Raw genomic sequence first — 13,764 nt, 5'->3', positions numbered from 1 at the left:
AGAGTTTGGAATTAAACGGTGTTATTTAGTGGCGGAAGTGACGCATGCCGGTAAACACCATGGCGATGTTGTGCTCATCGGCTGCGGCGATAACTTCGTCGTCACGAATTGAGCCACCCGGCTGAATAACACAGCTAATACCTACGGAGGCAGCATTATCAAGACCATCACGGAATGGGAAGAAGGCGTCGCTGGCCATGCAACTGCCAGAAACTTCAAGGCCTGCATGCTCCGCTTTGATAGCGGCAATGCGTGCCGAGTTAACGCGACTCATTTGGCCTGCACCAACTCCAATGGTGCGCTGATCTTTAGCGTAAACAATGGCGTTTGACTTAACCATTTTGGCGACTTTCCATGTGAATAGTAGGTCGCGAATTTCAGCGTCTGTTGGTTGACGTTGGGTAACCACTTTCAGGTCAGTGGCTGTAATTAAGCCAAGATCACGTTCTTGCACCAAAAGTCCGCCGTTCACGCGTTTGAAGTCGAAGCTTGGTTGATCGGCACTTAAATCGCCACACACGAGCAAGCGAATGTTTTTCTTGGCGGCGATAATTTCAGAAACACCCGCAGCGACACTTGGCGCGATAATGACTTCAACGAATTGTTTATCAACAATTGATTGTGCAGTGGTTGCGTCTAACTCGCGGTTAAAGGCGATGATGCCACCGAAGGCAGATTCTGGATCGGTAGCAAAGGCTTTGTTGTAGGCTTCAAGTAGATTGTCGCTAGACGCTACACCACAAGGGTTGGCGTGCTTGACGATAACGCAGGTCGGTGCATCGAAGAGTTTTACGGTCTCAAGTGCTGCATCGGTATCGGCGATATTATTGTAAGAAAGCTCTTTACCTTGCAGTTGTTTGGCAGAGCTTATTGAACCTTCAACGGCAGTGCCTTCTACGTAAAAAGCGCTCTTTTGATGAGGGTTTTCACCGTAACGCATGTCTTGCTGCTTGTTGAATTGCAAGTTAAAGGTACGCGGGAAGTCTTTGTTGCCGCCTTCGACTAAGCGACCAAAATAGTTGGCAATGGCACCATCGTATTTTGCGGTATGTTCGTAGGCTTTGATGGCAAGGTTAAAGCGCGTTGCTTTACAGGTTGCGCCATTGTTTGCTTTCATTTCAGCAAGTACTGATTCGTAATCGCTGGCGTTAACCACGATGTTTACGAAGGCGTGGTTCTTCGCCGCAGCGCGTACCATAGTCGGGCCGCCGATATCGATGTTTTCAATTGCGTCTTCTAGTGAGCAATCTGGGTTGGCAACGGTCTTTTCGAACGGATATAGGTTGACTACAACCATATCAATGGCGGCAATGTCATGTTCAGCCATGACTTGATCGTCTTGACCGCGACGAGCGAGGATGCCACCGTGGATTTTGGGATGCAGAGTTTTCACTCGACCGTCCATCATTTCAGGGAATCCGGTGTGTTCGGAAACCTCGATTACATCCAAGCCTGATTCTTTCAATAGCTTAAACGTACCACCTGTGGATAGTAGTTCAATGCCGTAAGTCCGTAATTCGCGAGCGAATTCCACGATTCCGGATTTATCGGAGACACTGATTAAGGCACGTTTAATCGGTAGGAAATCCTCTGATGATGACATTCGGTGTTCTCTCCCAAAAGATATGTTGCAGAAATACTTGTCCGTCAACAAAGTTGATCGAACTAGAAAAAGAATAGAATAACTACCGCCTCTTCTCGTGCGTTTGTTGGTTTAATTATCGATATGAGAAGTAAGGGTAGGGTGTGTTCGAAAACGAAAATTACGGAGTCTGTTAGTACAGAAAATAACGCCCGGATTTAAACCGGGCGTCATGATTAAAGCTGGCCGTACTGCTTAAGCTTTTTACGTAGGGTGCCACGATTTAAACCTAAAAGCTCGGCGGCTTTGGTTTGGTTGTGGCGAGTGTATTTCATAACTACTTCAAGTAGCGGGGCTTCTACTTCAGCCATCACAAGCTCATAAACGTTAGAAACGTTTTGACCGTCTAAGTGCTGGAAGTAGTTATCAATCGATTGCTTTACACAGTCACGTAGTGAGCTGCTGGTAGCTTCGATGTTGGTGGTACGGAAACGATCACCGGTAACTTCTGGTGCAGTCGCTGTGTTTGTGTTGTTGGTCAGTTCAGCTAGTGCTGTTTCAATTTGACTCATGCCGCTTTTTCCCCATCACGTATCAAGGCACTAAAATTTTCTTCAATGCACTCAATTTGTTTTTGCGCACTTACTAATTGGTTGAATGTTGTTCGAAGGTTTTCGCCGTTGGTGAAACCTTTCAGGTACCACCCCGCATGTTTACGAGCGATGCGTACCCCTAAGTAGTCCCCATAAAATGAATGCAGCTCTTTTAGGTGACTAATTAAAATGGTTTTGATCTCATCACTACTGGGTTCAGAAACGGCATTGCCGGTTTTGAGGTAGTGATTGATCTCCCTGAAAATCCAGGGTCGACCCTGAGCTGCTCGACCAATCATGATCGCGGCTGCTCCGGTATGGTCTAGTACTTCTTTAGCTTTAACGGCATTGGTAATATCGCCGTTAGCAATAACCGGAATCGATACTGCTTGGCATACTTCAGCTATGGTGTCGTATTCGGCTTCGTCATTGAACCGGCAGGCACGGGTTCTACCGTGAATGGTTAGAGCCTGTACACCGATGCTTTCGGCCATTTGTGCAATGGTTAGTGCGTTCCTTTGGGTTTTATCCCAACCGGTACGAATCTTCAAAGTCACAGGAATCTTGACCGAACCGACCACTGCTGTGAGTATTTTTTCAACTAAGGGTTCATCGCGTAAGAGCGCAGAACCCGCCGCCTTGTTGCAGACCTTCTTAGCCGGACAACCCATGTTGATATCAATAATATCAGCGCCGAGTTGTTCGTTGGCGACTGCTGCGTCAGCCAAAGCAATTGGGCAGGTGCCCGCTATTTGCACTGACTTAACACCCGTTTCGCCATTGTGATTCAGTCGAGAGGCTGATTTCCTGCTATTCCATAATTTGGTGTCGCTGGTAACCATCTCGGAAACTGCCAGTGCCGCTCCATAAGCTTTGCATAACCGTCGAAATGGCAAATCACTGATCCCGGCCATAGGTGCCAGAACCGTGCGACCATCGATGTAATGATTACCTATGTTAAACGCCAAAATTCTGATCCGTCGCTTGTGAAATTAAAGTTCGCTCAAAATCGAAAGATTCACGATAAGTCTAAAGTGAAGTCTTACGACCCGAATTACAGTAAATTCTTCAATTGATCACAAATGCATCGCTGGTCAAAAAAGGGCGCCCATCATACCCGCATCTTGAGAAAATGGGAAAGCAGAAATTAACCGTATTGTGGAAATTTTGCGCCTGATTAAATATCTAGCTTGGCGCCTGATTTCGCTTCATTTTCAAAGCCTCTAACGAGGCGCCGGATTATAGGGATTTCGACGTGATTGGCAATCGATAGCGTTAATTTGATCAGTCTTTGAGTTTGAATAAATGCCGCAAAAATTTTCAGGTGTACTTTCCCATAGAATCAGTTCGGCCCTTTTAACGAGCACGGCAATACTCACCGTTCAAGCGAGCTCGATCGGTGAGTAGAGGTAAATATTTTTAGAATAAAAAAAGTGTCTTTAAAGCGGTTTTTATTATCTACCTTAAAGATTCAGATTAGAGTCGGGTATGAATGCTCGATAATTCACCGCGGCTTCACCCGGATCAGCGATCTCTAGGCTGATGTGAATGGGTTGTTTAACCGGCATGATGGTTTCCCCAGCAAGCTCACCGCGAAGATACTCTCTGGGATTAAATACGCGCTCAGCAAGAGGATTGTCGTTGAGGTCACTAAAACGCAGGGCAAGGCTCGGATAAGGTTGTTCAAAGCCTGCGGTATTTAGCAAGACCGCGTCGGCAATCAGGGCGTTGGTGAGTGTAGGATGGGTTCTTACCACCAAAGTAATTCGGATTTTGTTGTAGTCGTATCGCGTTGGTAAGGTGCAGCCAAACACCGGGCAAGCCATTGAATACCATTGGCGGTAGGGCTCAACACGACTCCATGTATCAAACTTCAGGTAACCAATTTGAATGATTACAGCAAGCAAAAGAACTACATTGCCCAAAATTAACGCACTTTTAATCCAAATTCGATTACTCTTTTTGGGCTTAACCGTCATTTCTACAGGTTCGCGAGCTAGCGCGTGTAAAAACTCTTGGCGGTCGCCGGGCTCCGGAATCATCTGATCCTCATCTGGATCGTCAAATCCCTCTAACTCACGCTTAAGCTTGGCCAGTTCGTCGTCTTCGATGGCAAAACTGTCGCTGGTTTTGGAAGATTTTTGCGGCGGTTCATCAAAATCAGAAAAATTATCGTAGTTATCTAGATCGTCGAAATCGTCGCCAATAGCGTCAAAACTGCCGGTTCTGCTGCCATCAAAGCGGCTGGTGTCTTCATCTAAATCATCTTCAAGAGGATCATCAAAACGCAGAGTTTTTAACTCATCGTCCTCAGATGGTTGCGATTCATCAACATCGAAACGAAAGACTTCGTCGTCATCATCTTCGCTACTTTCGGTCGAAAAATCTTGCGTCGTGTCTTTTTTAAACTCGGCCGATGGAGTTTGTTTGACGGGCTTGCTAGGCGTATGGCTTTCTTCCTCAAGCATTTTAAGCGCCCAGCTCTCGTCGGCTTGGTCCTCATCTTCGTCTTCATCGACGAGGTGAAAAGACGATTGCTTGGGTGATGCGTCAAACAATGAACTGCCGTCATCTAACCAATTCTGCTTGGTCGGATTGAGCTGAAACTCGGCGAGATCGTCCATGGTGCCTTGATACTTGGCACTGTCCGATTCTCCGCTTTCCATATCGTCGCTGATGAGTATGTCATCGAGCTCCGATTCGGCATCAATTGCACTTTGATCGAAGGCGAGCTGCTGTGGCGCGGGCGCCGTGTTTACTTTAGGTTTTGGTTTTGCGGGCGCAGTCTGGATCTGTGCTTTGGGTGTCGCTGCTTTCTGTGCTGCAGGTTTTACCGTTACGAAGTTTTCTTCAGCATTAAAGATGTGTAGACAAGATCCGCAACGCACGGCACCTTTGGCGGATTTGAGCTGCAAGGGCGTAACTCGAAACGAGGTGCTGCACTTTGGACAGCGCGTTATTGAGCTTGTCATAGTTTAGGGACCTGTTTGGACCAAACTGAAGGGTAGTCGGTAACGACGTTACGCCGAGCTTGGGAATATTTCCAGGCTCGGTGTCCGAAAGTCAGCTTCTAGATTAACCTGTTTTGTTAAGCTTTGTATGTAAGCTGCTGTAATGACAAGAATTTTAGTGGTTTCGAGATTGTTCGTAAATTATTCTGTGCGTTTTTATCAAGACTTAGGCCACAAAATTTAAGGGTTCAAGGCTTTTTGGCCGGTAAGTCTTACCCACTGTTCTTTCTCACAGACCGGATCGAAGGTTATTTCAGGGTAGGCAGCCATTACAGCTTCTGCTTGTGTGGCCAGTATTCCTGACAAACACAATAAGCCGCCGGGCTTGACCAGCGCGTTAATTTGGCCAGCCAGCTCTACTAAAGGTCCGGCTAAAATATTGGCGATAGTGATATCAACTTGCTGAGGCTTGAAGTCTTTAGGCAGGTATACCGGAAAAGATTCTTTCGGGAGTCCATTTTTTTCAGTGTTATCTGCAGTGGCAATTAATGCTTGCGGATCTATATCGATACCTTGGGCTGAATTTGCACCAAGCAATAAAGCGGCGATACCTAAAATGCCAGACCCGCAGCCAAAATCTATGACGCTTTTGTCGGTACAATCCACCTGATCGAGCCATTGGACACATAAGAATGTGGTTGGATGTGTGCCCGTACCGAATGCTAAACCTGGGTCTAGCTTTAAATTAATGGCATTAGGTTCCGGCGGTTCACACCAGCTTGGACAAATCCAGAGGCGATCACCACAGCGAATGGGCTTGAAGTCTTCCATCCAACTTCTTATCCAATCTTTATCTTCTAGTTGTTCCCACTTTGCAGAACTTCCGGTGCTTGCGACGAACTTGTCGATTGCTTCACTGATCGCAACTGTATCGACATCGGCTTCATAAAGAGCCATAAGCTGAGTTTTATTCCACAGCGGAGTCTCGCCTAAGGCTGGCTCTAAAATTGGCTGGTCGGCGTTATCGCGTAACGTAATACTTAACGCTCCGTGATCTAGAAGTGCATCTTCGAAGGATTCAACGTGTTCTTTTTCGGTGGCAATTAACAATTGAAGCCAAGGCATGATGGGCGCTCAGTAAAATAAGATGGGCGGATATCAAAAATGTTTTAGACAAGCCATACATCCGTAGTAATCACCGATGTATGGCAAGTGTGATCAGATTTCTGTTCGTTCTATTTAGATTAACGAATCATCAATCTTACGAGCTCAGCTTTTTCTCTAGGTAGTGAATATTGACACAACCCTTACGGAAGCCTTGGTCTCTCACTAGATCTTGCTGAAGTGCGATATTGGTGCGAATTCCTTCGACAACCAATTCATCAAGTGCAACACGCATCTTGTTCAAAGCGGATTCACGATCTTCGGCGTGAGTAATTACCTTGGCGATCATGGAATCATAGTTGGCGGGAACTGTGTAGCCACTGTAAAGATGAGAGTCAACACGCACACCCAAACCACCCGGAGAATGGAAGTTAACCACTTTACCTGGGCTTGGTAAGAAGGTTCTGGCGTCTTCAGCGTTAATGCGACACTCAAAAGCATGGCCGTTGAGCTTTACGTCTTCCTGTTTAATAGAAAGCTTCTCGCCAGCACAAACTCGGATTTGTTCTTTGATTAGATCGATACCCGTTACCATTTCAGAAACAGGATGCTCAACCTGAATACGAGTGTTCATTTCAATGAAATAGAAATTACCGTCTTCGTATAAGAATTCAAAGGTACCTGCGCCGCGGTAGCCAATCTCAACACAGGCGCGAGTACATGCATCGTAAACGGCTTGGCGGGCGTCATCGGGAATTCCTGGAGCTGGCGCCTCTTCAAGTACTTTTTGATGGCGACGTTGCAATGAGCAGTCGCGGTCAAACAAGTGAATAGCACTACCTTGACCATCGGCCAGAATTTGTACTTCTACGTGACGTGGGTTTTCAAGGAATTTCTCCATGTACACCGTATCGTCACCAAAGGCGGCACCTGCTTCACTTTTAGTTACATGAATAGAGTTGAGCAGTGCAGACTCAGTGTGTACTACACGCATACCGCGACCACCACCACCAGCCGCAGCTTTGATGATAACCGGGTAACCAATATCGCGAGCGATTTTTAGGCAGCCTTCTTTGTCTTCCGGTAACGGGCCGTCAGAGCCGGGTACAGTTGGTACGCCTGCTTTTTTCATGGCCTGAATAGCGGAAACCTTGTCGCCCATTAGACGAATCACATCAGCACTTGGGCCGATAAAAACGAAGCCGCTTTTTTGTACTTGTTCCGCAAAGTCAGCGTTTTCTGCCAGAAATCCGTAGCCTGGATGAACACCGGTTGCATCGGTGATTTCCATCGCTGCAATAATTGATGGAATGTTTAAATAACTTTGGTTCGACGGATTTGGACCGATGCACACAGACTCGTCTGCCAAGCGAACGTGTTTGAGGTCTTTGTCGACGGTAGAATGCACGGCGACCGTGTGGATGCCCAGTTCTTTACAGGCGCGCAAGATGCGCAGGGCAATTTCACCGCGATTTGCGATAAGAATTTTATTGATCATGTGTCTTTAGCTCCCGTTGGGCTGTAGTACAGAACGCGTATGCGGGGCTTATTCAATAATTATCAAAGGTTGATCAAATTCGACCGCTTGACCATCGTCAACAAGAATAGCTTTGATGACTCCGGATTTATCGGTTTCGATTTGATTCATCATTTTCATCGCTTCAACGATACAAATGGTATCGCCAGCAGAAACCGATTGACCAACAGCTATGAAGGGTGATGATCCTGGGCTTGGTGCTGCGTAGAAGGTGCCTACCATCGGGGACTTAATAACATGGCCACTGATTTCTGGGGCTGATGCTGGCGCAGCTTCAGGGGCAGGTGCGTAGGTTGGCTGAGGTGCAGACATTGGCGCATGTTGAACGGGCATAGGCGCGTTAACAAAAACCGGTTGCGCATGAGCGCCACTGCTACCACGGCTGATTCGAACCGATTCTTCGCCTTCCTTAATTTCGATCTCGCCGATATCAGATTCTTCTAGGATTTCTATAAGCTTTTTAATTTTGCGAATATCCATTAACTTTTCTCTATTTTTGGCGGTATTTTCCGCTAAAAGTGTAGTTGGTGTAAGGTTGCGGGTAGTTTTGGTTTAGGCTGTCTTGCTGGCTAAATGTTCCACAGCATAGTGCAACGCTAGAGAGTAACCTTTAGCTCCTAAACCGCAGATAACCCCTACGGCGATATCCGAAAAGTACGAGTGTTTTCGGAAGGGCTCGCGGCTATATACGTTCGATAAATGAACTTCAATAAATGGTAGGCCTACACCGAGTATGGCATCGCGAAGCGCAACGCTGGTGTGAGTAAAGGCGCCCGGATTAAAGATCAAAAATTCAACACCATTGTGTTTTGATTGATGTATGCAGTTGATCAACTCGAATTCAGCGTTCGATTGAAAGTGCATCAAATCAATGTCGCAAGCGCTCGCTTTTTCGACGAGGTCTTGGTTGATGGCGTCTAACGTCAAGCTGCCGTAGATTTCTGGTTCGCGGGTACCTAACAAATTTAGGTTCGGGCCGTGTAAAACCAGAATTTTGGGTTGAGGCATGTCTCTAAAAAACCTGCTTTTTGATGATCGAGTGTTAAAAACGTCGATATATGTATGTAAACGGTGCAGGAGTTTGCCTGAATCTAATACCTATGTCTATGGCTTGGTTTTGTTTTTAGTTATTTCACGGAAGATCGCTACAAGATAGGCGAAATTTGGCCGAGTTTTCGCGTTTTAAATACCGTTAAAGAATCGTGATCGGATATTTTCGTGCTATATAAAGAAAAATAGCCGCACATTTGAGGTCAATGGCGGCTATTTAGCGAAAAAAGCAAGAAGTTGTTGGTAACTTGCTTTATAAGTGCAGTAACTTCGGCGAAATGTTGTTAACTTTTATTACAGCTCTGCTACTTCTGATTCTTGGCTTGATGTAATGGCCTGTAAAACAATATCTGTTGTTAGTAACTGCGGAAGAATAATGGCTTCCGCTTGTTTATCTGCTGGGTAATACAAGTAGAGCGGAACACCAGAACGACCGTATTGTTTTAGCAAATCCGTAATTTGTGGATCAGCATTAGTCCAATCACCCTTTAAGCCTTGTACGCCATTTTCAGCCATAGCACCGCGAACCGCGTCGGTTCCAAGTGCAACACGCTCATTCGCCAAACAAGTAATACACCATGATGCCGTCAAGTTCACAAATACAGGTTTGTCTTGATCGCGAAGTTCGCTTAGGCGCTCTGGAGAATAGGCTAACCAAAGCTCATCTTGTTTTGCCGGGGTGAAGTTCAAGCCAATAAATATGGCAAAGGCGACGCTTGCTACGGCAGTAAATCGATTAAACCACTTGGCAAAACCTTTTGATGGCGTAAGTTTCGCCAGCCAAAGTGCGAATGCGATCGCTACCAAGCCGCAAATTACCAACGCTAAGTGGTTATTGTTCGTTTGATTGGCTAAAACCCACAGTAACCAAACGCAAGACAGGTAAAGAGGGAATGCTAAGAATTGCTTAAGCGTATCCATCCAAGCGCCAGGGCGCGGCAACAAGGACGCGGCTTTTGGCAGATAGGTTAGTAGTAGGAAGGGTAATGCCATACCAAAACCTAGGGCAGCGAAAATTGAAAGTGCCACGTACGCAGGTTGTGTGATGGCGTAACCAAGGGCGGCTCCCATCATGGGCGCGGTACAAGGACTTGCCACTACAGAAGCGAGCGCCCCAGTCATCCATGAATGATGTAGCTTGTTTCCTTGAGTAGAGTTTTGACCCACACCCATTAAGCTACTGCCAAGATTGATAACGCCAGAGAAGCTCAGGCCCATCAAGAAGAATACGTATAAAAGTGCAGTGATAACTGCTGGAGACTGAAGCTGGAAGCCCCAGCCTACCGCTTCGCCACTGGCACGCAAAGCCAGCATAATAGAAGCAATGACTACGAATGTGAAAACACAACCCACGCTGTAGGCCCAGCCATGCAAATGCATTTTGTGTTGGCTTTCTTTGGAGTTGGCAAGACTGAGGACTTTGATCGACAAAACCGGGAATACGCAAGGCATTAGGTTTAGAATCATGCCGCCAATTAAGGCAAAGATAATACTGGTTAGCCAGGTTGTTATGTTAAAAGGCGTTTGTTGGTCAAAGCTGGTATTTAGGCTTTCGGTCTCGTCAGCAACAGAAAGAGAGCCATCAGTCGGTGGGCCTACTTCTGTGGCGGTCTTGTTGATTGGGTCAATTTCGAAATACTGGTGATAGGGCGGATAACAAAGTCCGGCATCAGCACAGCCTTGAGAGGTAACTTTTAGGTTATACGGTTTGTCGGCTGCATTATTAACTTTTACAAGCGTAGAGTCGTAGAAAACCTCGACATATTCTTGAAAGTATTCATCGTACTTAACCTTACCTTTTTCAAATTCCGCCGGTAATGTTTGTCCATCGGTTCTGAATTTGAACTTTGATTGATAAAGGTAGTAATTTGGCTCAATGTACCAAGCCAGTTCTAGGTGATCATCAAGGACATGAACTTGCACTTGGTAGGCTTCTTCTACGCGCAAAAATGCCGGGGCACTCTCATCGCCTAATGTCGATAGACCGTTGCCGTTATTGGCAAATGGATCTTGTGCCTGTGCCGCCGCTGAGAATACGGGGCTCAACAACAGAAAAAAACAAGTCAGCAATAGTGACTTGTGGCTAAAAAAGCGGTTTTTAAACACGGTAAATGCTCTAAATGTATGTGTTTCGCAAATTATCGATTAATTTTGGCAAGTCCGATTTGCTTGGTTATTGAACTATCCGTAAGGTTAGTGCTGCACAATAATCAAGTCTCGCAGGCGCGACACTTAGTTTAGAGAAATTTATGGTAAATTGGATGACGATTGCCGGAATTAGTAACCGTTAGTCGTCACAATAAACTCTCTGGCACAAGACGAGTCTGTGGTAAGACTCAAAGCTTTTAGAAGGGTTCCTGTATTAGTAAATACGGTAACCCAATAAATAATCTTGTGAGTTTATGGTTGTTATTGAGTTGTAGAATCTTTGAGTGTTATTAGCTCACAATAATTTAGGCTAGCGCAACGAAAAAAAGCTGCTAAAAACATATTCGTCTAAGGTTTTAAAAAAACCTTTTTTTTTAGTGTAAAAACGCCTTTCTATGTTCAGGTTTTGATATGTTTTTGAACAATTCAGAAAAATATAAGCGATCAAAATTCTGCTAACTCGGTAGGCAGGTTGAGGCTGAGTAGAGAACTTAGCATCGGCAAAACTGTTTAGAATAGAAGAAAAGCATAGGTTTACGATTCTTTAATTTCAGTTAAAACCTAGATATCGTAATTGCGTAAAAAAAGTAACTTTAAGTAATAAGTGTTGAATTAATCTTTCGATACAGTGATTTTGTTCATCAATGTTGAATGGAAAATAACGCTGTAAAAGTGGTTGGTGTGTGAGGTTGCGTCAGAATTTTTAAGACAAATAAATACCTGATCGTGAGCCTTGGTTTTAAATTTTTAAATAATCATTTTAAACGATATGTTGTTTATTCTTAATTTACGAAAATTAACCGTGACTTCCTTATCCATCGCAATTGTTGGTTTACTCTCGGCATGCGGTGGTAATAGTAAGCCGCAGTCGGCGTCACCTTCTAAACCTGATGATAAAACCGCTCTTGCTCAGAAAGTGGTGGTTGAAGCAGAGACCGCTCCTGCAATATCTCAGGCATCGAAAAAATTGACCAAACTAGACCTAACTAATCAACTTCTGTACGAAGCTGAGGTTGCACTGTCTAAGGATCAGCTAACCACGCCCGCCTATGAAAATGCGTACGATAAATACCAAGCGGCGCTGTTGGTCGATCCAAGTAACTCGGAAGCTAAATCGGGCATACAAAAAGTAGTAAATCGCTATTGCCAGCTGGCTAATCAGTCTGCCGATGCCTACCACTTTGAACAAGCCAGTGTGTTCTTGGCAAAAGCTCGACAAATATTGCCAAACTCTTTATCTGTGAGGGAATCCCAAGATTATCTCGCTAAAGCCAAGCGGGTTTCGAAGCAGGTCGAACCAGAACCTAACGTTCAGGTTGTCGTTACTCAAGATAATGAAATTGATTTGCCAAGACAAAGTCTGCGCACTAGATCCGACGTATTATCCCAACAGCTTGCCGAACTTGCTCAAAAAGTTAAGAAGAACGACCAGTTTGTTTTAATTGTAACACCTACCGATGCAGAAGGCCGTTGGGTCTATGCACAAATGAAAGAAGCGTTGCCAGGTTATCGATTACGCGGCGATATTCGCTTAGGAAAAGAGCCTAAAATTATCTTACAAGCTCCCATTAATTAAGCGATCGAATTAAGCGCCGTCTGCCAACAATATACCATTACCAGAAATACCCCATGCAACCCTGAGTTGAGTTTGGCCGTCAGAACTTGTTGATGCGGTGGTGACGTAAACTCCCGAAAATACGCGAATTATTATGGCAGTTAATTTTATTACAAAACCGTTTATCAGCTTGCGTGGAAAAATGAAACGCTTTTTTCAGCAACGCACAGAGAGCAAATCATTAGTAACGTGGTTGGCCGTTATTGTCGGCATTTACTTAGCCATTGCTTGTGGTATGGGAATTTATTGGAGTTACGCTCCAGAGCAATTCGATGTTGAAAACAGAGCCCGCGAACGTATCAGTACCATTGCTGGGGCAAATAACGCCTCCGATCTCGTTACCGGTGCAGTAACCACATCTACGCTAATGGCTCTGACTGAAACCCTACTGGATAAACCGGGCGGTTTTTTAACAAACGATATTTCGCCACCGGGAATTTGGTTAGATAACCAACCCAGCTGGGAATATGGTGCATTGATTCAAATTCGGGATATGTCGAAAGCGATGCGAGAGTCCTTCAGTCGCTCGCAATCCCAGTCTACAGAAGATGTTGATCTCGCCAAGGCAGAGCCTAGATTTAATGTCGATAATAAAAGCTGGATTTTACCGGCGGCAGAATCTGAATATCGCGATGCGCTTAAATATCTTAATAATTATATTGAGCGCCTGTCAGACAATAAGCAGACCAATACACAATTCTACGCACGGGCAGATAACTTACGCTATTGGTTAACCACCGTAGAAACTCGCCTTGGTAGTTTGTCCCAGCGCCTTAGTGCAAGTGTAGGACAACGACGCGTCAATACCGATTTAGCGGGAGATGCCGACGCACGTCAATCGACGCAGACTGCAAAAGAGGTTGAGGTTAAAACTCCTTGGTTAGAAATTGATAACGTATTTTTTGAGGCGCGTGGTAGTACTTGGGCGTTGCTGCATTTGTTGCGTGCAATTGAAGTGGATTTTGCGGATGTATTAGAGAGAAAAAATGCGCGCGTGAGTTTGCAGCAAATTATTCGTGAATTAGAAGCCACCCAAGAAGTCATATACAGCCCAATTATTTTAAACGGCAGCGGCTTTGGTCTTTGGGCAAATCATTCATTGGTTATGGCGTCGTACGTTTCCAGAGCCAATGCTGGAATAATTGATTTGCGCGAATTGCTTGCGCAAGGGTAGTTGAAGTAAT

11 protein-coding genes are annotated in these 13,764 nt (G+C 45.3%); 2 read left to right on the top strand and 9 right to left on the bottom strand.

What is annotated here, in order from left to right; genetic code table 11:
• Positions 1-25: 25 nt before the first annotated feature.
• The 9 genes from purH to ACYQ28_RS09150 form a co-directional block, all read right to left on the bottom strand.
• On the bottom strand, positions 26-1,603 hold the full coding sequence (purH, locus tag ACYQ28_RS09190; protein WP_460049545.1) for a bifunctional phosphoribosylaminoimidazolecarboxamide formyltransferase/IMP cyclohydrolase: 1,578 nt from the start codon (positions 1,601-1,603) through the stop codon (positions 26-28).
• A 215-nt stretch (positions 1,604-1,818) separates the two neighbouring features.
• Positions 1,819-2,154, bottom strand: a complete 336-nt coding sequence (gene fis / locus ACYQ28_RS09185) for a DNA-binding transcriptional regulator Fis (protein WP_460049546.1) — start codon at positions 2,152-2,154, stop codon at positions 1,819-1,821.
• Positions 2,151-3,143, bottom strand: coding sequence for a tRNA dihydrouridine synthase DusB (gene dusB, locus ACYQ28_RS09180; RefSeq protein ID WP_460049547.1), 993 nt, complete (start codon positions 3,141-3,143; stop codon positions 2,151-2,153). The genes fis and dusB overlap by 4 nt, the downstream gene beginning before the upstream one ends.
• Before the next feature lie 495 nt (positions 3,144-3,638).
• Positions 3,639-5,147 carry a zinc-ribbon and DUF3426 domain-containing protein gene (locus tag ACYQ28_RS09175; RefSeq protein ID WP_460049548.1) on the bottom strand — a complete coding sequence of 503 codons (1,509 nt, stop codon included), beginning with the start codon at positions 5,145-5,147 and terminating at the stop codon, positions 3,639-3,641.
• A 219-nt stretch (positions 5,148-5,366) separates the two neighbouring features.
• Positions 5,367-6,251, bottom strand: coding sequence for a 50S ribosomal protein L11 methyltransferase (prmA, locus tag ACYQ28_RS09170; protein WP_460049549.1), 885 nt, complete (start codon positions 6,249-6,251; stop codon positions 5,367-5,369).
• Positions 6,252-6,387: 136 nt separating this feature from the next.
• A complete protein-coding gene (accC, locus tag ACYQ28_RS09165) occupies positions 6,388-7,728 on the bottom strand; it encodes an acetyl-CoA carboxylase biotin carboxylase subunit (protein ID WP_460049550.1) in 1,341 nt (446 codons plus the stop codon).
• A 48-nt stretch (positions 7,729-7,776) separates the two neighbouring features.
• Positions 7,777-8,247 (bottom strand): acetyl-CoA carboxylase biotin carboxyl carrier protein, encoded by a 471-nt coding sequence (gene accB, locus ACYQ28_RS09160; protein WP_460049551.1) that lies wholly within the window; start codon positions 8,245-8,247, stop codon positions 7,777-7,779.
• Positions 8,248-8,319: 72 nt separating this feature from the next.
• Positions 8,320-8,775: a type II 3-dehydroquinate dehydratase gene (gene aroQ / locus ACYQ28_RS09155; protein WP_460049552.1), complete on the bottom strand. Its 456-nt coding sequence runs from the start codon at positions 8,773-8,775 to the stop codon at positions 8,320-8,322.
• Between the two features lie 336 nt (positions 8,776-9,111).
• Positions 9,112-10,923 (bottom strand): protein-disulfide reductase DsbD family protein, encoded by a 1,812-nt coding sequence (locus ACYQ28_RS09150; RefSeq protein ID WP_460049553.1) that lies wholly within the window; start codon positions 10,921-10,923, stop codon positions 9,112-9,114.
• Between the two features lie 844 nt (positions 10,924-11,767).
• Between ACYQ28_RS09150 and ACYQ28_RS09145 the strand changes: the two genes are divergently transcribed.
• Both ACYQ28_RS09145 and ACYQ28_RS09140 read left to right on the top strand, forming a co-directional pair.
• The gene (locus ACYQ28_RS09145; RefSeq protein ID WP_460049554.1) at positions 11,768-12,541 is read left to right on the top strand and encodes a hypothetical protein; all 774 of its coding nucleotides are present in this window, start codon (positions 11,768-11,770) and stop codon (positions 12,539-12,541) included.
• Positions 12,542-12,722: 181 nt separating this feature from the next.
• A complete protein-coding gene (locus ACYQ28_RS09140) occupies positions 12,723-13,754 on the top strand; it encodes a DUF2333 family protein (protein ID WP_460049648.1) in 1,032 nt (343 codons plus the stop codon).
• Positions 13,755-13,764: the final 10 nt, after the last annotated feature.

Source organism: Sessilibacter sp. MAH1 (assembly GCF_054658315.1).
Note: the sequence above shows the minus strand (reverse complement) of the source record. Positions and strands in the feature narration are given on the sequence as shown.